Annotated in this window: 25 protein-coding genes and 2 tRNA genes; 14 read left to right on the top strand and 13 right to left on the bottom strand. The window is 44.4% G+C overall.

Annotated features, from left to right (window positions below; translation table 11 throughout):
• Positions 1–127: 127 nt before the first annotated feature.
• On the top strand, positions 128–2,164 hold the full coding sequence (gene mnmC, locus ASUC_RS04610) for a bifunctional tRNA (5-methylaminomethyl-2-thiouridine)(34)-methyltransferase MnmD/FAD-dependent 5-carboxymethylaminomethyl-2-thiouridine(34) oxidoreductase MnmC (RefSeq protein WP_012072635.1): 2,037 nt from the start codon (positions 128–130) through the stop codon (positions 2,162–2,164).
• A gap of 68 nt (positions 2,165–2,232) precedes the next feature.
• Here mnmC and grpE read toward each other — a convergent pair whose 3' ends face one another.
• Entirely contained in the window at positions 2,233–2,832 is a 600-nt protein-coding gene (gene grpE / locus ASUC_RS04605; RefSeq protein ID WP_012072634.1) for a nucleotide exchange factor GrpE, read from the bottom strand.
• 125 nt (positions 2,833–2,957) lie between these two features.
• Between grpE and ASUC_RS04600 the strand changes: the two genes are divergently transcribed.
• The 9 genes from ASUC_RS04600 to lexA all read left to right on the top strand — a co-directional run bounded on the left by ASUC_RS04600 (position 2,958) and on the right by lexA (position 10,136).
• A complete protein-coding gene (locus tag ASUC_RS04600) occupies positions 2,958–3,869 on the top strand; it encodes an NAD(+) kinase (protein WP_012072633.1) in 912 nt (303 codons plus the stop codon).
• A gap of 74 nt (positions 3,870–3,943) precedes the next feature.
• Positions 3,944–5,620 carry a DNA repair protein RecN gene (recN, locus tag ASUC_RS04595; protein ID WP_012072632.1) on the top strand — a complete coding sequence of 559 codons (1,677 nt, stop codon included), beginning with the start codon at positions 3,944–3,946 and terminating at the stop codon, positions 5,618–5,620.
• 185 nt (positions 5,621–5,805) lie between these two features.
• On the top strand, positions 5,806–6,579 hold the full coding sequence (locus tag ASUC_RS04590) for a hypothetical protein (protein ID WP_012072631.1): 774 nt from the start codon (positions 5,806–5,808) through the stop codon (positions 6,577–6,579).
• A gap of 1 nt (position 6,580) precedes the next feature.
• Positions 6,581–7,117: a septation protein A gene (locus tag ASUC_RS04585; protein ID WP_012072630.1), complete on the top strand. Its 537-nt coding sequence runs from the start codon at positions 6,581–6,583 to the stop codon at positions 7,115–7,117.
• 2 nt (positions 7,118–7,119) lie between these two features.
• The gene (gene yciA, locus ASUC_RS04580; protein WP_012072629.1) at positions 7,120–7,563 is read left to right on the top strand and encodes an acyl-CoA thioester hydrolase YciA; all 444 of its coding nucleotides are present in this window, start codon (positions 7,120–7,122) and stop codon (positions 7,561–7,563) included.
• Between the two features lie 26 nt (positions 7,564–7,589).
• On the top strand, positions 7,590–7,874 hold the full coding sequence (locus tag ASUC_RS04575) for a YciI family protein (RefSeq protein WP_012072628.1): 285 nt from the start codon (positions 7,590–7,592) through the stop codon (positions 7,872–7,874).
• 184 nt (positions 7,875–8,058) lie between these two features.
• The gene (arcA, locus tag ASUC_RS04570) at positions 8,059–8,766 is read left to right on the top strand and encodes a two-component system response regulator ArcA (RefSeq protein ID WP_012072627.1); all 708 of its coding nucleotides are present in this window, start codon (positions 8,059–8,061) and stop codon (positions 8,764–8,766) included.
• A gap of 129 nt (positions 8,767–8,895) precedes the next feature.
• Complete coding sequence (smpB, locus tag ASUC_RS04565) at positions 8,896–9,378, top strand: SsrA-binding protein SmpB (RefSeq protein WP_012072626.1); 483 nt, start codon at positions 8,896–8,898, stop codon at positions 9,376–9,378.
• A gap of 125 nt (positions 9,379–9,503) precedes the next feature.
• Complete coding sequence (lexA, locus tag ASUC_RS04560) at positions 9,504–10,136, top strand: transcriptional repressor LexA (protein ID WP_012072625.1); 633 nt, start codon at positions 9,504–9,506, stop codon at positions 10,134–10,136.
• Between the two features lie 187 nt (positions 10,137–10,323).
• On the opposite strand, the gene rnhA is transcribed toward lexA, so the two are convergent.
• Positions 10,324–10,788, bottom strand: coding sequence for a ribonuclease HI (rnhA, locus tag ASUC_RS04555; RefSeq protein WP_012072624.1), 465 nt, complete (start codon positions 10,786–10,788; stop codon positions 10,324–10,326).
• Between the two features lie 71 nt (positions 10,789–10,859).
• On the opposite strand from rnhA, the gene dnaQ reads away from it, so the two are divergent.
• The 4 genes from dnaQ (at position 10,860) to der (ending at position 13,528) form a co-directional block, all read left to right on the top strand.
• Positions 10,860–11,639 carry a DNA polymerase III subunit epsilon gene (dnaQ, locus tag ASUC_RS04550; RefSeq protein ID WP_012072623.1) on the top strand — a complete coding sequence of 260 codons (780 nt, stop codon included), beginning with the start codon at positions 10,860–10,862 and terminating at the stop codon, positions 11,637–11,639.
• A 77-nt stretch (positions 11,640–11,716) separates the two neighbouring features.
• A tRNA-Asp gene (locus ASUC_RS04545) sits at positions 11,717–11,793 on the top strand.
• A gap of 34 nt (positions 11,794–11,827) precedes the next feature.
• Positions 11,828–11,904, top strand: a tRNA-Asp gene (locus ASUC_RS04540).
• 112 nt (positions 11,905–12,016) lie between these two features.
• Positions 12,017–13,528 (top strand): ribosome biogenesis GTPase Der, encoded by a 1,512-nt coding sequence (der, locus tag ASUC_RS04535; protein WP_012072622.1) that lies wholly within the window; start codon positions 12,017–12,019, stop codon positions 13,526–13,528.
• Between the two features lie 281 nt (positions 13,529–13,809).
• On the opposite strand, the gene ASUC_RS04530 is transcribed toward der, so the two are convergent.
• The 11 genes from ASUC_RS04530 to iscR all read right to left on the bottom strand — a co-directional run bounded on the left by ASUC_RS04530 (position 13,810) and on the right by iscR (position 21,953).
• A complete protein-coding gene (locus tag ASUC_RS04530; RefSeq protein WP_041834611.1) occupies positions 13,810–15,162 on the bottom strand; it encodes an AsmA-like C-terminal region-containing protein in 1,353 nt (450 codons plus the stop codon).
• On the bottom strand, positions 15,162–15,746 hold the full coding sequence (gene dcd, locus ASUC_RS04525) for a dCTP deaminase (RefSeq protein WP_012072620.1): 585 nt from the start codon (positions 15,744–15,746) through the stop codon (positions 15,162–15,164). Before dcd ends, ASUC_RS04530 begins: the two co-directional genes overlap by 1 nt.
• A 1-nt stretch (position 15,747) precedes the next feature.
• On the bottom strand, positions 15,748–16,386 hold the full coding sequence (gene udk / locus ASUC_RS04520) for a uridine kinase (RefSeq protein WP_012072619.1): 639 nt from the start codon (positions 16,384–16,386) through the stop codon (positions 15,748–15,750).
• A gap of 114 nt (positions 16,387–16,500) precedes the next feature.
• A complete protein-coding gene (iscX, locus tag ASUC_RS04515; protein ID WP_012072618.1) occupies positions 16,501–16,695 on the bottom strand; it encodes a Fe-S cluster assembly protein IscX in 195 nt (64 codons plus the stop codon).
• On the bottom strand, positions 16,695–17,036 hold the full coding sequence (gene fdx, locus ASUC_RS04510; RefSeq protein WP_012072617.1) for an ISC system 2Fe-2S type ferredoxin: 342 nt from the start codon (positions 17,034–17,036) through the stop codon (positions 16,695–16,697). The genes iscX and fdx overlap by 1 nt, the downstream gene beginning before the upstream one ends.
• A gap of 16 nt (positions 17,037–17,052) precedes the next feature.
• Positions 17,053–18,897, bottom strand: a complete 1,845-nt coding sequence (gene hscA, locus ASUC_RS04505; RefSeq protein ID WP_012072616.1) for a Fe-S protein assembly chaperone HscA — start codon at positions 18,895–18,897, stop codon at positions 17,053–17,055.
• A 6-nt stretch (positions 18,898–18,903) separates the two neighbouring features.
• A complete protein-coding gene (gene hscB / locus ASUC_RS04500; protein WP_041834739.1) occupies positions 18,904–19,425 on the bottom strand; it encodes a Fe-S protein assembly co-chaperone HscB in 522 nt (173 codons plus the stop codon).
• A gap of 18 nt (positions 19,426–19,443) precedes the next feature.
• A complete protein-coding gene (gene iscA / locus ASUC_RS04495; protein WP_012072614.1) occupies positions 19,444–19,767 on the bottom strand; it encodes an iron-sulfur cluster assembly protein IscA in 324 nt (107 codons plus the stop codon).
• A 65-nt stretch (positions 19,768–19,832) separates the two neighbouring features.
• Positions 19,833–20,216: a Fe-S cluster assembly scaffold IscU gene (gene iscU / locus ASUC_RS04490; protein WP_012072613.1), complete on the bottom strand. Its 384-nt coding sequence runs from the start codon at positions 20,214–20,216 to the stop codon at positions 19,833–19,835.
• Between the two features lie 47 nt (positions 20,217–20,263).
• Positions 20,264–21,478 carry an IscS subfamily cysteine desulfurase gene (locus ASUC_RS04485; protein ID WP_012072612.1) on the bottom strand — a complete coding sequence of 405 codons (1,215 nt, stop codon included), beginning with the start codon at positions 21,476–21,478 and terminating at the stop codon, positions 20,264–20,266.
• 10 nt (positions 21,479–21,488) lie between these two features.
• Positions 21,489–21,953 (bottom strand): Fe-S cluster assembly transcriptional regulator IscR, encoded by a 465-nt coding sequence (iscR, locus tag ASUC_RS04480; RefSeq protein WP_012072611.1) that lies wholly within the window; start codon positions 21,951–21,953, stop codon positions 21,489–21,491.
• Positions 21,954–21,964: the final 11 nt, after the last annotated feature.

Raw genomic sequence — 21,964 nt, 5'->3', positions numbered from 1 at the left:
CACTTGTAAGCTGAATGCTAATTTACTATGAAATCGAAATATTGCAAGCATTTATTGCCATATTCGACCACTTTATGCCGGCAGAGGATTATAATAAACGGTGAAATCAGAAAAAAGGAATAAAGACATGCATCATATTCAAACCGCCGATTTACGCTTCAGCGCCGACAATACGCCGGTATCCGACCGTTTTGACGATATTTATTTTTCCACCCAAGACGGTGTGGCGGAAAGCCGTTATGTTTTCCAACAAGGCAATGCTCTGTGGGAACGTTGGTCAGCCTGCCAAGATATCCATTTCGTCATCGCGGAAACCGGATTCGGCACCGGATTGAATTTCTTCGCCGTCACAACCTTGTTTCGTCAGTTCCGGCGGCAAAACCCGCAATCGCCGTTGTCACGATTACACTTCATTTCCTTTGAAAAATACCCGATTTCCGCCGAACAATTAGCCATAACCTATCAAACTTTTTCCGAATTTTCCGCATTGGCGGCACAGTTACAACAATGGTGGCAAATTAACGGCATACCGATCGAAGGCTGTTACCGTTATCATTTCGGTGAAACCACTCTGGATATTTGGTTCGGTGATGTTAATACCCAATTACCGCAACTGGGCGATTATATGCAAAACCGCATCGACGCTTGGTTTTTAGACGGTTTCTCGCCAAGTAAAAATCCCGATATGTGGAACGAAACGGTTTATCGTCTGATGTACCGTTACACCAAACCGCAAGGCACATTCGCCACCTTTACCGCCGCAAGTGCGGTCAAAAAAGGATTGGAATCCGCAGGATTCCGCGTCGAAAAACGTGCGGGTTTCGGCAAAAAACGGGAATGTCTGTACGGTGAAAAACCGGCGGAAAACGCACCGCACTTTACCGCCTCGCAAGTCAATACGCCTTGGTTTTTACCGCAAGCCGCGAAATTTGACGGAGCCGCCGATGTGGCGATTATAGGCGGCGGTATCGCCTCGCTGTTCAGCGCTCTGTCGCTGCTCGAACGAGGTGCCGACGTCACGCTCTATTGTGAAGACGATGAATTGGCGCTTAACGCTTCCGGCAATAAACAAGGTGCGTTCTATCCGCAACTCAGCGATGATGACGAACGCAATATCCGTTTTTACATTCATGCCTTCGCTTACGGTCTGCAACGACTGCAATGGGCCGTCGCACATAACGTTCCGTTCGAACACCGGTTTTGCGGCGTAGCGTTATGCGGCTACGACGAAAAAAGTGCGGCCAAACTGGATAAAATTTCCGCTTATCAATGGGATAAAAAACTATATGCCGGCATGAATCGGGAAGAACTCGCGCAAACCGTCGGTTTGCCCTTGCCGTGCGGCGGCGGATTTATCCCGAACGGTGGCTGGCTGGCACCGCGACAATTTGTACAAAATGCTTTTCGGTTATTAGAAAGTTCGGGTTTATCCGTAAAAACGGCACAAAAAATCACCGCACTTTCGTCGACGAAAAATGGTTGGACGCTACAAAATGCGCAAGGTGAAACCTTCCGGCATAATATCGTAGTATTGGCAAACGGACACCGATTACACCGTTTCGAACAAACCGCCCGTTTGCCTCTTTATCCCGTACGGGGACAAGTAAGCCAAATAGCCACCGGCGAAAATCTGCTCAAGCTGAACAGCGTGATTTGTTACGACGGTTACATGACGCCGGCAGACGAGGCGAAAACCAGCCATTGTATCGGTGCAAGCCATGTGCGGGATTGCGAAAACCGCGAGTTCAGCACAACGGAACAACAGGAAAATCAGGCGAAAATTCAGAAAAATCTCGCTATGGACTGGACTCATGATGTGGATACTTCAGATAATCGCGCACGCGTCGGCGTGCGTTGCGCGGTGCGGGATCGTATCCCGATGATGGGTAATGTACCGGATTTCGACCGTCAAACGGAAGAATACCGCAATCTGTTTAATCTGCGTCGTCGCAAACAACCGGTACTCGTCGCAGCGAATTTCGAAAATCTGTATTTAGTCGGTGCGCTGGGATCGCGAGGATTAACATCAGCCCCGATTTTAGGCGAATGCCTGGCATCCTTGATTTACGGCGAACCCTTGCCTTTAAGCGAAGATATTATTCACGCACTTTGCCCTAATCGCAGTTGGATGCGTAAATTATTGAAAGGCACGCCGGTGAAATAACAAAGTGCGGTCAAAATCTCTAATGTTTTGACCGCACTTGATTTGATTTCGTTAAAATCAGCAACAGATTATGCCGCAACCATGACCATTGCAGGACGAATAACGCGACTGTTCAGCAAATAGCCTTTCTGTAAAACAGTCGTAATTTGATTAGTTTCAAATCCTTCCGTCGGTTGCATGGAAATAGCTTGGTGAAATTCCGGATTAAAGCTTTCGCCCACTAAACCTACCGGCTCAATACCGAAACGTGCTACCGTGGCAAGTAATTCTTTTAGCGTTAATTCCACACCGTCGAATAAACCTTTCACGCTTTCGTCTTCCACATTTGCCGGCGTAGCCAATGCGCGTTCAAGATTATCGATAGTGTTTAAAAGGTCTTTCGCGAATTTTTCCAACGCAAATTTATGGGCTTTTTCTACGTCCTGTTCCGCACGACGACGCATATTATCCACTTCCGCACGGGCCCGCAACAATGCGTCCTGTTCTTTTTTCGCCGCATCCGCCAACTGTTCTTCCAGCTCCTGTACGCGTGCAATGGCTTCTTCTAACGGATCCGTCACGTTTTGTTCGGTTTGTACATCCGTTTCAGTTACCTCTTCAGGCTTTTGCGCCGAATTTTCAGCTGCATTTTCAATCGGTTGTTCTTGTTTCTGCTCTTGTTCTGACATGTTTTACTCCGTTCAATAGCGAAAAGTGCGGTCATTTTAACAAAGGATTTCAGGAATGTTAATCTTTGCGCGTCTACCGTTTCGATGTAATATAAGGGCTAATCGTGATTATTCAAGAGAAATCTATGAAAACGCAAAAAAAGTCCGTCGATACATTACATACGTCTTTCAAAATCATCGGTTTGGTCGGGCGCCCCCGTAACGACGTCACGCTGCAAATGCACCGTAACATTTTTCAGTGGTTGCGAGAACAAGGGTATGAAGTACTGGTGGAAGACAGCGTAGGTGAAGCGTTAAAGCTATCGCCGGATCACATTGCCTCACTGGAACAAATCGGTCAGCGGGCTCAACTTGCCATTGTTATCGGCGGTGACGGCAATATGTTGGGGCGTGCCCGAGTATTATCCAAGTTTGATATCGTTATGATAGGTATTAACCGGGGAAATCTGGGTTTTCTTACCGATATTGATCCGAAAAATGCCTACGCTCAATTGCAGGCTTGTCTGAACGGTGAATTTTTTGTAGAAGAACGTTTTCAGCTTGATGTCGACATCATACGCGACGGCAAAGTCATTGCCAGCGGTAATGCGATTAACGAAACGGTTATACACCCGGCAAAAGTCGCGCATATGATTGATTTTCACGTATATATTGATGATAAGTTTGCTTTCTCACAACGTTCCGACGGTTTGATCATCGCCACGCCGACAGGTTCCACGGCTTATTCGCTTTCCGCCGGCGGTCCGATCTTAACTCCCCAGCTAAATGCTATCGCCTTAGTATCCATGTTCCCGCATACGTTATCTTCCCGCCCGTTGGTTATCGACGGTAACAGCAAAATATCCCTACGTTTTGCCGAGTATAATACGCCGCAACTAGAAGCAAACTGTGACGGACAATTCGCCTTGCATTTTACCAGTGATGATATTATTACAGTAAAAAAAGCGCCTCATCCGCTGCGTTTACTGCATTTAAAAAATTACAACTATTACAACGTATTAAGTTCAAAACTGGGTTGGTTAAAGAAGCTGTTTTAACTGTACTTTAAAAAACACTTTACTGTATATCCATATGATATATAATATATTTATACAGTACAAGAGGTTCACAGATGCTTATACAACTCACTATCAATAATTTTGCCATCGTTCGTCATTTGGATATTGAACTGACAAAAGGCATGTCCGTTATTACCGGCGAAACCGGAACGGGCAAATCGATTGCTATCGACGCTTTGGGATTGTGCCTGGGTCAACGAACCGACGCGTCAAGGTTACGTAACGGGCAAGAGCGGACAGAGGTCTGTGCAACCTTTTACATTGCGCCACAAAGTCCGGCGGCTCATTGGTTAAAAATGCAGGAATTAGAAGATCAGGACAACTCGGAAAGTTGTATTTTACGGCGTATCATTAATAATGAGGGGCGCTCCAAAGCCTTTATCAATGGCACGCCCGTTTCCGCCGCATTATTAAAAGAATTAGGACGATATCTGATTCACATCAACAGCCAGCACGCTTCTCAATTACTGCTGAAAAGCGATTATCAACTGCAACTACTGGACAATTTCTGCGACCACCGAAATTTGCTGTCGCAAATGAACGATGATTATCAACACTGGAAAGCATTACAACACCAACTTACCGTTTTTAAACAAAAAGTTACCGAAAACGAAGCCAAAAAACAATTGTTGCAATATCAGGTAGACGAATTAGATGAATTTAACCTACAAACCAATGAATATTTAGAATTAGAAGAGGAACATAAACGCCTTTCAAACAGTGAAGAATTGACCGAGCTAACCCAATCCGTATTGCAAGTACTCAGCGAAAATCAAACGGTTAGTGCCGACAGTTTAATCTATCGCGCTACCCAACAATTAGATGAGCTGGTCGAATTGGATTCGCAATATGCCGGTGTAAAAAACATGTTAAACGAAGCGCTGATCCAAGTGCAGGAAGCCGTCAATGAAATGCAAACACTGGCTTCCGGTATTGAACAAGATCCGCATTTGCTTGAAGAAATAGAAAACCGAATGAGCCAGGCTATTCATTTAGCCCGCAAACACCATGTACAACCGGAAAAGTTGGTAGAATTTCATCGCACCTTAAAAAACGAATTGATACGGTTAGTGGATTTTTCCGAAAGCGAGGACAAATTACTGGCTCAAGAAAAATCGGCATTCGAAAAAATGCAAAAAACCGCAATGGCGCTGCATCAAAGCCGTCAGACGGGGGCGGATAAATTAGCGCAAAACGTAACAAAATCTATTAAACAATTAGCCATGGAAAATGCACAATTTTTTATCGGGCTTAAAACGGATTTTAATAAAATAAGCGCAAACGGTGCGGACACTATCGTTTTTAATCTACAAAGTAACCTGGGACAAAATGTTCAACCTCTGGCAAAAACCGCCTCCGGCGGCGAACTGTCCCGTATCGCCTTGACATTACAGGTTTTAACCTCCGATAAGAGCGCAATTCCTACACTGATTTTCGATGAAATTGATGTCGGCATCAGCGGCGCTACGGCCAATGTGGTCGGTAAATTATTGCGTCGGCTGGGACAAAAATGTCAAGTGCTGTGCGTCACTCATCTCCCGCAAGTAGCTTGTCATGGCAATCAACATTTTTCCGTTGAAAAAATTACCGTTGACGGAAAAACCGAAACCAAGATGACCGCACTTTCTCCGCAACAACGGGTAAAAGCATTGGCAAAATTATTAGGCGGAACGCAGATAACCGACAACGCCCTGGCTAATGCGCAGGAATTACTAAATTCAGCCGGTTAATAACTTTTATCGCAGGAGAATGCCTTACTCGTTCTCCTTTAATTTATTCCTCTCAAATTCCCTATATTGGCTGGTTTGCAAACACCTCAACCCGCTTTAAATCAAAATGAATAACTTTAGTGATTTTTGTATAAAATGAGTATAATCTTATCAATTTTGTAACAATTCTAAATTTAAGGATCGCAATGGCAATGCCAATTAATTTCACTCAACTCTTTCGCGACAGCTGGAATTTTATGCGTAATCAACGCGGATTCGTCATGAAATTTATGCTGATATTACTCATCGCCTCCGCCGGGATGAGCTTGCTTGCTTCAACTCTACAATCCTCCGTGACGAATCCGGAGCAAATGGATCAAACTCAATTAGCTCAGGCGATGCTTGAACAATCACAGCAACCATCCAGACAGTTATTTTTCTTATTTAATCAAGGCATAACACTGTTTATCTCCAGTTGGGCATTAGCGGTTATTCATTCAATCAATCAACAACGCGGTATAAATCTGGTTACATCCGCCGCTTTCACGGCTCGCCGTTTTGTTGGTGTCGCGTTGTTAAGCATTTTAAGCGTTTTTCCGTTATTTATCGGATTATGGTTTGCATTCGGCAACATGAGTAATAATCAATCACCATCAATCCTGTCATTAATGTTGATGATTGCCGGCATCATTCTGTTTATTCGTCTCTGCCTGGTTTCGGTTGAATATTTGCTCCAACCGGTCTCTATGCAAAGTGCGGTCAAAAATATTTTAATTTTAGGCGCCAAACGGACAGGTACGCTGTTTTTTTACTGCCTAATCGTAAACTTTTTTCTACCGCTTATCGGTATACAGCTTTCCGCAATGGCAGTTAATACGGTATTCAGCGTGATTGTATTAGCGGCCATCGCTTTAGTCAGCCTCTTTTCGTTAATTTTTACTTATCGTTTTTATTCTATTTTCAGTAATCAGGCGATGTAATATGAAACAATTACTCGAATTTATTCCTCTTATCCTATTTTTTACGGTTTACAAATTATCCGGTATTCGTGACGCGGCCATAACTTTAGTCATTGCCACCATCGTACAAATGCTTATTCTTAGAGTTAAATACGGAAAAATCGAAAAACAGCAAGTCATCATGGGCGTTGCCGTGGTCTTTTTCGGTTTGTTGACGGCTTATTTTAATGAGGTTAAATACTTACAGTGGAAAGTCACCATAGTATACGCGCTATTCGCCGCCATCTTGTTAATAGGACAATTTGTATTCAAAACCCCGTTAATCCGGAAATTGCTCGGAAAAGAAATTGAACTTCCCGACACCGCTTGGCAAAAACTCAATTTAGGCTGGGCAGGATTTTTTGTGCTCTGCATGCTTGTCAATATTTATATCAGCCAATATTATTCGGAAGACATCTGGGTCGATTTCAAATCATTCGGCATCATCGGCATGACGCTTCTTGCCACACTGATTACAGGTGTGTATATTTATCGCTATCTTCCAAAGGACAAAGACTGAACATGACAGAACAAATTAATTTCCGTCAACCGGAAGGTGCCCTGATTTTACGAACGCTGGCGATGCCTTCCGATACTAATGCGAACGGTGATATTTTCGGCGGCTGGATTATGTCGCAAATGGATATGGGCGGGGCCATTTTGGCAAAAGAAATAGCCAAAGGACGTGTCGTAACCGTCTGTGTAGATAAAATTACGTTTTTACGTCCTATTTCCGTAGGCGATGTGGTATGTTGTTACGGTAAACTGGTTAAAGTCGGACGCACTTCTATGCAGGTTAAAGTAGAAGTTTGGATTAAACAAGTATATACCGGTGTGCGTGATCGTCATTGTGTAACCGAGGCCTTGTTTACTTATGTCGCCATTGATGAAAAAGGGAAACCTCGCGCCGTACCGCAGGAAAACAATCCTGAATTAGAACAAGCGATTGCATTAATGAATACCTGATTTTCAGCAACATGAAGGAAAATAAAATGGAATATTTTGTTATTTTTGCCCAAGACAAACCGAATACGCTGGAACAACGTCTGGCAGTACGTCCGCAGCATTTAGCCCGCTTAGAGCAATTGAAAGCCGAAGAGCGACTATTGACGGCGGGGCCGAATCCTACGGTAGACGGCAAAAGCGTTACCGGTTCGACCGTGATTGCAAAATTTGCCACATTAAAGGACGCCCAAGACTGGGCGGCAAAAGATCCTTATGTAGCGGCGAACGTTTACGGAGACGTCATTGTCAAACCGTTTAAACGCGTATTCTAATGCCTAAATATAAGTTTGAATGTTGAGGGCTGCAATGCCCTATTTTTTATGATCTAAATCATAAAATTTACGGCTAATTTTCAGATTTCGTATTTCTTACTTGTTACAAGAATGTTACATAGGTAAAATCCTCTTCCAGAAATACCCCATATTAGGGATAAAAATTTAATAAAGGAAATAAAAAATGACAACGCCTCATATTCTTGTGGTTGAAGACGAAACTATTACGCGAAATACCTTAAAAAGTATTTTCGAAGCCGAAGGCTATCACGTTTTCGAAGCAACTGACGGTGCCCAAATGCACCGTGTTTTAGCCGAACATACCATCCATCTAGTGGTAATGGATATCAATCTGCCGGGCAAAAACGGATTAATGCTTGCCAGGGAATTGCGTGAAAACGCCGATATCGCCTTAATATTCCTAACGGGGCGCGATAATGAAGTGGATAAAATCCTTGGTTTGGAAATCGGCGCTGACGACTATTTGACCAAACCGTTTAATCCGCGTGAACTGACCATCCGGGCTCGTAACTTACTGCAACGTACCATGAGCGAGCATAAAAGCGCGGTAGAAAATACTGAAATTTTCCGTTTCAACGGCTGGACTTTAGATTCCAATCAACATGCCTTAATCACCCCGGAAGGAGAAGCGATTAAATTACCCCGCAGTGAATTCCGTGCTATGCTGCATTTCTGTGAAAATCCGGGAAAAATTCAAACCCGCGAAGAATTGCTACGTAAAATGACGGGACGGGAACTGAAAGATAACGATCGTACGGTTGACGTCACCATCCGGCGCATTCGCAAACATTTTGAAAATCACGGTAATACGCCTGAAATTATCGCTACTATCCATGGCGAAGGCTACCGTTTCTGCGGCGAACTGGAATAATCCGCAACCTGTCTTGAAAGTGCGGTCAAAATGTTAAGGATTTTGACCGCACTTTATCTTTTTACGCGGAAATTGTGTTCATTCCGCTTATTCGGTACAATTCCGGCAAATTAATTAATCACAACAATTATGGCAAAGAAAAAAAATAAAGCGGGCGACAATACGATTGCATTAAACAAACGCGCCCGTCACGACTACTTTATAGAAGAAGAAATTGAAGCGGGACTTTCCCTGCAAGGCTGGGAAGTCAAATCTATGCGGGCGGGTAAAGCCAACATTAGCGATAGCTACGTTATTTTTAATAACGGCGAAGCTTTCCTGTTCGGTGCGACCATTCAACCGCTTTCTGTCGCCTCCACACATGTGGTTTGCGATCCGACCCGCACCCGCAAATTATTACTTAATGAACGCGAACTGGCGTCCTTATTCGGCAAAGCCAATCGGGACGGTTATACGCTTGTAGCGCTTTCTCTTTACTGGAAAAACGCTTGGGCGAAACTCAAAATAGGCTTAGCCAAAGGGAAAAAACAACATGATAAACGCGAAGATATTAAAGATCGCGAATGGAAGGTACAAAAAGATCGCATCATGAAAAATGCTCATCGAGGCTAATCCTCCTACCTGCGAAAAATACAGTATATTTTCCGAATATACTGTATTTTTTGTATTCGTAGGTTGTATATATAGTAAAAACTGTATAGAATATCAATCATTGTATACAACCACAGGGAAATATTATGTCATTAGTCAAACCACTTACCGCGCGCCAGCAAGAAGTTTATAACTTCCTCAAACATTATATCGAAACAACCGGTATGCCGCCGACACGTGCTGAAATTTCTCGCGAATTAGGCTTTCGCTCCCCCAATGCGGCGGAAGAACACTTAAAAGCTCTTGCCCGCAAAGGTGCCGTGGAAATTTTAGCCGGAACCTCTCGCGGAATTCGTTTATTACTTGATGCGGCCAACGACGAACCGGAAGGTTTACCGTTAATCGGTCAGGTTGCCGCCGGCGAACCGATTCTGGCAGAACAACATATTGAAGGCACTTACCGTGTAGACCCCGACATGTTTAAACCACAAGCGGATTTTCTGTTAAAAGTAAACGGACAATCTATGAAAAATATTGGTATATTAGATGGCGATTTACTGGCTGTACACAGCACAAAAGATGTACGCAACGGACAAGTTATTGTCGCGCGTATTGAAGATGAAGTAACGGTAAAACGTTTGGAACGTAAAGGTGACGTTATTTATCTCCATGCGGAAAACGAAGAATTTGCCCCGATCGTCGTTAATTTGCGCGAACAAGAACGTTTCGAAATTGAAGGTATCGCTGTAGGCATCATTCGTAATAATGCGTGGATGTAAATTTCGTTATTCGGGAACGCGCGCCGGAAACGACAAAGTGCGGTAAAAAAACGTTTTTATTTACTTTAATAACAATACTGTTAATTACCTTATAGTTAATAGGATTTTCAACCGCACTTTAATTATTGTCTCAGCACATATCGTCGATAAATCAAAAGCGGATTTTGGTCACGCCGAACGCTGCATTTTAATCCTGTCGGTAACCTGTATCTTCTAATGTCGGGTTCTCCGCTCCCTGTTTTGCAAGTTCATCGCACATTTCATTTTCACGATGACCGGAATGTCCCTTCACCCAACGCCAATGAATCGTATGAGGCTGAATGGCGGAATCCAATGCTATCCATAAGTCCTGATTTTTAACAGGTTTTCCCGTACTGGCTCTCCAATTATTTTTTTTCCAGTTGAAAATCCATTGGGTTATACCGTTTTTCATATACTGACTATCACTGTGCAGAATAATCTCACAAGGTTCTTTCAATAAGTTTAATGCCTCAATAACGGCGCGTAATTCCATGCGGTTGTTTGTAGTTTGAAAATAACCTTTCGACAAAGTTTTTTCATGCTGTTTATAACGTAGCACCACGCCGATCCCACCGACTCCCGGATTACCGAGACAGGAGCCATCAGTAAAAATTTCAATCTGTTTTCGCATAATCTGTTACAATCATCTTATAAAGTGCGGTTGATAATACCGCAATTGAACCAAAATAGACAGAGAGCCCAATGAAAGAAGAAAATGAAATTATTCGCCAAATAGTACTCGATACCGAAACGACGGGCATGAATCAGTTTGGTGCGCATTACGAAGGACATTGCATTATTGAAATCGGCGCGGTAGAGCTGATTAACCGTAAATATACCGGACGTAAATTACATTTGTATGTCAAACCTGATCGCCCGATTGATCCCGAAGCGATAAAAGTTCACGGCATCACCGACGAAATGCTTGCCGATAAACCGGATTTTTCTACCGTTGCGCAGGAATTCATTGATTTTATCAAAGATGCGGAATTGTTAATACACAATGCACCGTTCGATGTTGGATTTATGGATTATGAATTCCGTAAACATCATATTGATATCAAAACGGCAGATATTTGTACAGTAACGGATACGCTCCAAATGGCGCGCCGACAATATCCCGGTAAACGCAACAATTTAGATGCCTTATGCGATCGCCTACATATTGACAACAGTAAACGAACCTTGCACGGGGCATTGCTGGATGCGGAAATTCTGGGTGACGTTTATTTAGCGATGACCGGTGGTCAAGTCAGTCTGTTTGCCGAAGAAGAGACCGAAATATCGGTTCAGAAAACAGAAGAAATTGAAGAAGAGTTTATTCCCGTGCAAGTTTCCTCGGAAGGCTTAATCGCTTTACCGCTCACTGAAGAGGAATTAGCCGCCCATACGGAATATCTTTCGCTAATCAACAAAAAAAGCAAAGACAACTGTATTTGGATAAAAAGATTGTCGCCAGATTCCCATGAAACCGTGCATTAATTAAGCAAGCAAAGCGAAAGGACAGAAAAAACAGTTGACGAAAGCGCTTATGACAAGTATTATTCGCAACACTTAGCGGAGTGGTAGTTCAGCTGGTTAGAATACCTGCCTGTCACGCAGGGGGTCGCGGGTTCGAGTCCCGTCCATTCCGCCAACTTTTTCAATTTGATTCCTTACGGATTAGCTGCGGAGTGGTAGTTCAGCTGGTTAGAATACCTGCCTGTCACGCAGGGGGTCGCGGGTTCGAGTCCCGTCCATTCCGCCAACTTTAAAAAAGCACAGTTTAGGCTGTGCTTTTTGCTTTTATGAAATATAAAAACGCCTAGAAATCTGATATACTTCCACGAATTTTATTCCGAATTTAAGAGATATTTTTTATGACAACTCCTGTTGTGGCGCTCGTTGGTCGCCCTAATGTAGGTAAATCTACCTTATTCAACCGTCTAACACGCACACGCGATGCCTTAGTTGCGGACTTTCCCGGTTTAACGCGTGACCGTAAATACGGTCAAGCCAATATTTCGGGTTATGATTTTATCGTAATTGATACCGGAGGGATTGACGGCACCGAGGAAGGCGTCGAGGAAAAAATGGCGGAACAATCTTTACTTGCAATCGAAGAAGCGGATGTCGTACTGTTTTTAGTGGATGCGCGAGCAGGTTTAACGCCTGCCGATATCGGTATTGCAAACTATCTGCGTCAACGTCAGAGCAAAACCACAATCGTAGTCGCTAACAAAACCGATGGTATTGATGCCGATTCACATTGTGCGGAATTCTATCAGCTGGGATTAGGTGAGATCACCCAAATAGCGGCAGCCCAAGGTCGCGGCGTCGCACAATTGATGGAAGCCGTTTTAGCGCCATTGGCCGAAAAAATAAAAAAAAATACGGAAGAAATTGAGGATACTAAAGATTCGGATGAATGGGAGCAAGGATTCGATTTTTCCGACGAAAACGATACGGCATTACTAGATGAAGCCTTAGAAGAGGAAAATACAAAACCGGATCACAGAAACATTAAAATCGCCATCGTCGGACGTCCTAATGTCGGGAAATCCACGCTCACCAACCGTATTTTAGGCGAAGATCGCGTAGTGGTTTACGACTTACCCGGTACAACGCGCGACAGTATTTATATTCCGATGGAGCGCGACGGACAGCATTATACGATTATCGACACCGCCGGCGTACGTAAACGCGGTAAGGTTCATTTAGCCGTAGAAAAATTCTCCGTCATTAAAACCCTGCAAGCAATTCAGGATGCGAATGTGGTGTTATTAACTATCGATGCTCGAGAAGGTATCTCCGATCAGGATTTATCATTATTGGGCTTCATTCTGAATGCCGGCCGTTCATTGGTCATTGTAGTAAATAAGTGGGATGGTTTGGATCAGGATATTAAAGATCGGGTTAAATCCGAACTCGACCGACGTTTGGATTTTATCGATTTTGCTCGGGTGCATTTTATTTCCGCTTTGCACGGTAGCGGTGTCGGCAATTTATTTGAGTCGGTGCGTGAAGCCTATGCTTGCGCAACACAAAAAATGACGACCTCATTACTTACTCGAATTCTACAAATGGCAACGGATGAACACCAACCGCCGATGACAGGCGGCCGCCGTATTAAACTGAAATATGCACATCCGGGCGGTTATAACCCGCCGATTATTGTGATACACGGTAATCAAATGGACAAACTGCCCGACAGTTACAAGCGTTATCTGTCAAATTATTATCGCCGTAGTCTGAAAATCATAGGTTCGCCGATTCGTATTCAGTTCCAGGAAGGCAGTAACCCGTTTGCCGGCAAACGCAATAAATTAACCCCAAATCAATTGCGTAAGCGTAAACGTTTAATAAAATTTATAAAAAAATCCAAACGTTAAAAAAGTGCGGTCAATTTGACCGCACTTTTTCGTTGCGATTTGCCCCGAAACCACATGAGGTGCAGGGCTTTATTACCATACGTTATATGAAATACTGTGAACGGCACCATCCCCAGCATACCAATCAACGCCTACAAAAACAATATTTGCCAACCCTAAAAACAGCATGCGCTCAGCTTATCGTTCAACAGCGTCGGTACCGGGCATTATAAATGCCCGAATAAACCGCCATGGCAATAATCCGCCAATAGCCAAGACGGTCAAATTTTAAGCGTTAGGCATCATCTAAACTTTTCACGTAGAAAATCTTTTAACTGATGGCGAAAATCGCGATTGAATTTCACTTTGTATTGGGGAGACTTGCAATCACCGAAAAAATGTACCGGTAAAGTCAAGCCTTTATAACGCACGTCATTAGATGAAACGTATGTCATAAAATCGCAGGAACCCGTAGTTAAATCTACATCCCCTTGACCTTGCGCCGTAAAGTTGCGATGTAATAATCGTGTATTTTCAACGCGAATACCTTCAGGTTCCCATTGAAATTGCGTTTCCAATAAATCAAACGACGTTTCGATATTCTTATCATTCAACACGGTTTCATCATAATTAATCGGCACATACTGGCTAATCAATGCCGCCAGTCCTACCCCTTTTAATTTGCCGTCCGATACCAAGCCGGCAAACGTACCGCGCCGAGGCAAAGCATCATGTGAAAATAAATCCGCTTCTACAGACACATTCCCCGAAACCACATCCGGAATATCGAACGCTTTCAGCCAATCCGCCAGCACTAAATCCTGAGCGGAAATCATTAAATGATGCGAATCCGGCTGCGTTTGTTGAGTTTGAGATTCAAACTTTACGGCTAATCTGCCGGAATCCGATATGGCCGGAAACCGAATATCGCCGTTAAACCAAGGCTCGGTTTGAATTCGCGCATTTACATCATTCAACGCAACATTATTCAAGACCGCCGCCTTCAAATTGACAATATAACCTTCTTGCGGCAAGCGTAAAACCTCACCATTCCTCCAGCTTAAGGCGACCCGTTCGGCATGAAATAAGCGACGTTTTTTCAGCTGAATCGTCGCCGCCACGTCATTTAAATGAGCGCCTGATGAAATCGGTTTTAATCTGCCGGTGAAAGTCCATTTATCCTCTTCGGCATTCAATCCCGTAAAATCCACAAGTAACTCAGGCATATTTTCGGGGAAAACACCGTCTTGATGATGTTCTGATAATAATGCGGGCAACGATGCCCATTTTAGATTTTTCGGCGTAATCACCGCATTAATTTGATGAAAATGCAAATTATTCTTTGAACCTGACCGCACTTCGCCCCTTTCCAGTCGAAGCTCATCAATTTCTGATTGTCCGAATAGTAATCCCCACCAGCTCAGGTTTAAATGAATCTGCTCGGCAGATAAAGAAAAATCGTCCGTAATATAAACCGCCCGCATCAAATCAATACCCGGCGAAGGCAACCAACTCACATGAGATTGCGCGACTTGAATATGATTATCCCGCAAAAGTGCGGTCAGTTTTTGTTCGATTTTGCCTTTCTGCACATACACAAAAGCCAAAAAGGCAAAGACGATCGCAAGAAAGCCAATGCCTAATTTTTTCATCATTATCTATCCTGATTAATACGGCTTGCCACCGCACTTTGTTGGTTTTTATATTTTGCATCCTGCCGGCTGTTATAAGGACGAGCCGCCGGTCCGCTTAAAACTTCAAAGCTTAATGCACCGATAATCATATTGGGGCGCAAAGCGAGCGGTAATTTGCCCGAATTATAGAATTCCAATACGATTTTACCTTCCCAGCCCGGATCAATACGATGTGCCGTGACATGCACCATCAGGCCTAATCTCGCCAAGGAAGAACGTCCGTCCAGCCAACCGATAATATCGGCGGGCAATTTCACGCTTTCCAAAGTTGTCGCTAACGCCAATACGCCGGGATGCAGAAAGAACGCTTCATTATCCGCAACGATAATTTCATCGCTCATCACCCGCTCAAGTTGCTCCGCTACAGCCTCCTTCGGCCCGCTTACATCAATATAAGGCGCGGAGTGTTCGCGAAATACCCGAAAAGAATTACCCAGACGTAAATCAATGGTCGCACCGTTGATTTTGCCGTTATCCGGACGCGGAGAAATGGTGATAATGCCTTCATCCAAATGTTTTTCAATGTCAGTATCACAAAGTCTCATCTTATTTTCCTAATAATTTTAAAATTTGTGCTTTTAACAATTCAATAGCGACCCTGTTTTTGCCGCCACGCGGAATAATTACGTCCGCATATTGCTTGGACGGTTCGATAAACTGCATAAACATCGGTCTGACCGTCGTTCGGTATTGCTGAATAACGGATTCCATAGAACGTCCGCGCTGCACCATATCCCGCTGCAAACGGCGGATAAAGCAAATATCCAGCGGCGTATCCACGAAAACCGACATAGACAATTCGTTGCGTACGCGTTCATCGGTAAGCAGCAAAATTCCCTCTAAGATAATAATCTTGCGCGGTTCAAAACGGGTTATTTCTGCGGAACGGTTGTGCTCGGCATAATTATAAACGGGAATATCCACTGCATTGCCGGCTTTCAACGCGCGTAAATGTTCGATGAGCAAATCGCGATCCATAGAATTCGGATGGTCGTAATTGGTTTTGGTACGGGTTTCAAAATCCAAGTGACTTTGATCTTTGTAATAACTGTCCTCCGTAATAATACCGATGTCGCCACAACCTAATTCGCGTAATAATTCATCATGAACCGTGGAGGCGATTAAACTTTTTCCTGACGCGGATGCGCCCGCAATGCCGATAATGATGCAAGATATCTCTGCCATAAATCCTGACCTGAGTAGGGTAAAATTGAGAGAATTATACGGGAAAATTGTGCTTTTTGATAGCTATAGACATAAAGTGCGGTCAAAATCACAGGAATTTTGACCGCACTTGGGTTATTCGTATTCATCCAGCCATTTTAATAAAACAGCTTCAAGAATTTTTTCGCTGCTGGCTTCGGGATCATCGTCAAAGCCGTCCAATTCGCAAATCCACTGATGCATATCGGTGAAACGAACGGTTTTCGGATCTAAATCCGGATCTCGATCATACAAGGCTTCCGCAATTTCTTGGGTATCCGTCCACTTCATTAATGCGCCGCCTCATTGACTTGGTTAATATTATATTTCGGAATTTCCACCACCAGATCTTCATCACCGATAACACATTGACAAGACAAGCGGCTTTCCATTTCCAATCCCCAGGCTTTATCCAGCATATCTTCCTCTTGGTCGCTGGTCTCGTTTAAGCTGTCGTATCCTTCGCGAATCACTACATGACAAGTCGTACAGGCGCAAGAACCGTCACAGGCATGATGAATTTCCACGCCGGCATTATGCGCCACTTCCAGTAAATTATCACCGGCTGCCGCATCCACCACCATGCCTTCGGGGCAAAATTCCTCATTGGGAAGAAATACAATTTTTGGCATAATACTTTCCTATAAATTATAAACTGTCTACCGACTGGCCGGACAAGGCGCGTCGGATGGATTTGTCCATACGGCGGGCAGCGAATTCCTGCGTTGCCGCATCCAGCGCTTTAATGCCTGCTTTGATGGCCTGAGTGTCTGTTCCCTGCTGTAAATTATCCAGCGAAACCAAGGCATTTTTGACCGTACTTAATTCCTCGTCATTCAGTAAATCCTGATCGTCCAGCAAAGCGGATAATACGGCTTCAATCACTCGACGGGCTTCAACCCGCTGTTCCGCCAGCATACGGGCACCAATATCTTCTTTGGCATTTTCCATCGACGCTTTCAGCATTTGGGTGATTTCATCATCGGTTAATCCATAAGAAGGTTTCACTTGAATACTGGATTGTACGCCGGTGGATTTTTCCATAGCCGTGACGCTTAACAAGCCGTCCGCATCCACCTGATAAGTCACGCGAATATGCGCCGCACCCGCCGCCATCGGTGGAATGCCGCGCAAGGTGAAACGCGCTAAAGAACGACAATCGCCCACCAATTCGCGTTCACCCTGCACCACGTGCACCGACATAGCGGTTTGTCCGTCTTTAAAGGTAGTAAATTCCTGCGCCCGCGCCACCGGAATAGTCGTATTGCGGGGAATGATTTTTTCCACCAAACCGCCCATGGTTTCAATTCCGAGAGATAATGGAATAACATCCAGCAGCAACATTTCGTTGTCGGGTTTATTGCCTACCAGAATATCCGCCTGAATCGCCGCGCCTAAGGCTACAACTTTATCAGGATCGATAGAGGTTAATGGTCGACGTTGAAAAAACTCGCCCACTTGGTCGCGTACGAAAGGAACACGGGTGGAACCGCCCACCATTACGACTTCCTGTACCTCGGACTGACCGATTCCCGCATCTTTCAAGGCGCGACGACAAGCCATTAACGAGCGTTTTACCAAACCCGAAATTAGTCCGTTAAACTCCTCGCGTTGCATTTCGCCCTGCCAACCTTGGTATGAAAGGCTGACTTGCGGTTTGTCCGTTAATGCGATTTTGGTACGTGCCGCCAATTCAATCAACAGCCGTTTTTGCTGATCGTCCTGCGGTTGAATACCGGATTTTTCGCTGATCCAATCTGCGATCAAATGGTCAAAATCATCACCGCCCAGTGCGGTATCTCCGCCTGTCGCCAGTACTTCAAATACACCTCGGGATAAGCGCAGAATCGAAATATCAAAAGTACCGCCGCCTAAATCATAGACGGCAATCACACCTTCACGCCCGCTGTCGAGACCATAAGCAATGGCTGCCGCAGTCGGTTCGTTTAACAGACGCAATACGTTTAATCCCGCTAACTTGGCGGCATCTTTCGTGCTTTGGCGTTGTGCGTCATCAAAATACGCCGGCACCGTAATCACGACACCCAATAATTCGCCGTTTAAACGATGCTGCGCAAGTGCGGTCAGTTTTTTCAGGATTTCACCGGAAACTTCAATCGGACTGACATTTCCTTGCGCTGTTCCCAGCAAAGGCAGTCCGTTTTCGCTCCGCACAAACCGATACGGTAAATTTGGGTAACGCGCTTGCACGTCGTTCAGGCTGCGCCCTATCAAGCGTTTTACCGAAATAATCGTATTCTGCGGATCCCGACTCGCTAATTCGCCCGCGTCATAACCTACCGTTACGTTATCACCGTAATGCACGATAGAAGGGGTTAGCGGTCGCTCTTTTTCATCGAGTAAAATTTCCGCTTGCCCGTTACGTACCGTTGCCACCAGACTGTTAGTAGTACCGAGATCGATACCGATTGCTAATTTATGCTGATGCGGAGCCGCACTTTGTCCCGGCTCGGCAATCTGAAGTAATGCCATAATGCTTTAAAATCCTGAAATCTGTTCTTCTACCCGCTCAACTTCACTGTTAAGCTTTTGCATAAAACGTAAACGATCGTTAATCTGTTCCGCCAACGGCCAGTTTTGTTCGTTAAGTGCGGTGGAAATTTCCGTTAAATTTTCCTGCTGCACCGCGTCAATGTCCCGCATAAAATCCGTCAAAGCATCCAAATCCTGCGCTTGTTCAATCTCTTCCAATCGTTCGCGCCATTCTAACTGTCGCATTAAAAATGCCATATCACGATTGCTTTTTTGTTCAATGTCCTGCACCGTCGGCATATGTAAACGAATAATGCAATCCGCACGACTGACGGGATCTTTTAAGATCTGCAACGCGTCATTGACTTCCGCTGATTTCTGCATGGCCAAACGCTGTTCTTGCGGTGAACTATGGGCAAAATTATCCGGATGGAGGGATTTCTGCAACGTCAAATAACGGCTTGTCAGTAAATTGCTATCAAGCCGAAAATCAACCGGAAGATCAAAAAGTTCGAATGGATTTGACATAGTCATTTTTGCACAATATTACACACTGAAACTTTCACCGCATCCGCATTGATCTTTAATATTCGGATTAGTGAATTTAAAGCCTTCGTTTAAGCCTTCTTTGACGAAGTCTAACTGTGTACCGTCAAGGTAAACCAGGCTTTTTTTATCTACGATGATTTTGACGTCATCCTGTTGGAAAATCTGATCCTCGTCGCTTAATTGATCAACAAATTCAAGTACATAGGCCAATCCCGAACAGCCTGATGTTTTAACGCCCAGACGCAAACCGATACCGCTGCCGCGATTTTGTAAAAAGGTTCGAACGCGGTTTAATGCCGTTTCACTTAATGTTATTGCCATCTTCATGCCTCACAAAGGTTGAAAGTGCAGTCAGTTTTTTATCGGTTTTTGACCGCACTTTAAAATTATTCGCCTTTTTTCGCCTTATAATCCGCGATTGCCGCTTTGATGGCGTCTTCCGCCAGAATTGAGCAGTGGACTTTCACCGGCGGCAATTCAAGCTCTTCGGCAATTTGGCTGTTTTTGATCGCACCCGCTTCATCCAGCGATTTTCCTTTCACCCATTCGGTAATCAGCGAACTGGATGCAATGGCGGAACCGCAGCCGTAAGTTTTAAATTTCGCATCTTCAATAATACCGTTATCGTTTACTTTGATTTGTAACTGCATAACGTCGCCGCAAGCCGGCGCACCCACCATACCGGTGCCCACATCCGATGCTTTTTTATCAAATGAACCCACATTACGCGGATTTTCATAATGATCGATAACTTTTTCACTATATGCCATGTTCTGTTCCTAATTTTCAATAAAAATAAATGATGTTGCTAAGGTTATTAATGAGCGGACCATTCAATTTTAGACATATCGACGCCTTCTTTGAACATATCCCATAACGGCGATAATTCGCGCAATTTTTTGACCGCACTTTTCACCAGTTCAATGGTGTAATCAATTTCTTCTTCCGTGGTATAACGACCGACGGTAAAACGAATTGAGCTGTGTGCCAATTCATCGTTTAAGCCCAATGCGCGCAACACGTATGAAGGTTCAAGACTCGCCGAAGTACAAGCCGAACCGGAAGACACGGCGATATCGCGTAACGCCATCATTAGGCTTTCGCCCTCCACATAGTTGAAACTGATATTTAAATTGCTGTCCACGCGATGTTCCATTGAACCGTTTACGTAGGTTTCTTCAATGTCTTTTAAGCCGTTGTATAAGCGGTCGCGTAATGCTTTTAAGCGCGGCATTTCCGTCGCCATTTCTTCTTTACAAATACGATACGCTTCCCCCATGCCTACGATTTGATGGACCGGTAACGTGCCGGAACGCATACCGCGTTCATGACCGCCGCCATGGATAATCGCTTCCAAACGGATACGCGGCTTACGGCGGACATATAATGCGCCGACGCCTTTCGGTCCGTATAATTTATGTCCGGACATGGAAAGCAGATCCACTGATAATTCCGCCAAATTAATAGCGATTTTCCCTACGCTTTGCGTCGCATCCACATGGAAAATAATTTTGTGCGCACGACAAATTTCACCGATCGCCCGAATATCCTGAATGACACCGATTTCGTTATTCACGTGCATAATCGAGGCTAAAATAGTGTCCGGACGAATCGCCGCTTTGAATTCGTCAAGATCAATCAGACCGTCGCATTTCGGTGATAAATAAGTCACTTCGAAACCTTCGCGCTCAAGCTGACGACAAGTATCCAGTACCGCTTTGTGTTCGGTTTTACAGGTAATAATATGTTTACCTTTGGTTTGATAAAAATGCGCCGCGCCTTTGATCGCTAAGTTATCCGATTCCGTCGCACCGGAAGTAAAGACGATTTCACGACTGTCCGCACCGATTAAATCCGCAATCTGGTTACGAGCGATATCCACCGCTTCTTCTGCCTGCCAGCCGAATTTATGAGAACGTGAGGCCGGATTTCCGAAAACTCCGTCAATCGTCAGATAATTCATCATTTTTTCCGCTACGCGTTCATCCACAGGGCAAGTCGCCGCATAATCTAAATAGATTGGTAATTTCATTTTATTTCTCTTAACTGTTTACAACTAATAAATTCTCAACATCCGCATTAGGTCTGCGGTGCTTTTGTTTGCTATGATGTTTTTTAACCAGTTCCGCCAAAGTAATTTTATCTAAAAAGTCTTCAATCCGATGGCTTAACTCCGCCCACAGCGAGTGGGTTAAACATTCCGTACCGTTTTGGCAGTTACCTTTACCCAAGCATTTGGTCACGGCAATATTTTCATTCACAGCGGCAATAATCATACCGATGGAAATTTTATCCATAGAATGCCCCAACTGATAGCCGCCTCCCGGACCTCGTACACTTTTTACTAATCCGTGACGACGCAATTTGGCAAAAAGCTGCTCCAGGTAAGATAACGAAATATGCTGCCGTTCCGAAATATCGGACAACGTTACGGGACCGTTCGTACCGAATAAGGCTATATCCAAAATTGCGGTGACGGCATAGCGGCCTTTTGAGGTTAATTTCATGTCACTTTCCT

This window comes from Actinobacillus succinogenes 130Z (assembly GCF_000017245.1).
In the GTDB taxonomy this organism is placed as follows: Bacteria; Pseudomonadota; Gammaproteobacteria; order Enterobacterales; family Pasteurellaceae; genus Exercitatus; species Exercitatus succinogenes.
Note: the sequence above shows the minus strand (reverse complement) of the source record. Positions and strands in the feature narration are given on the sequence as shown.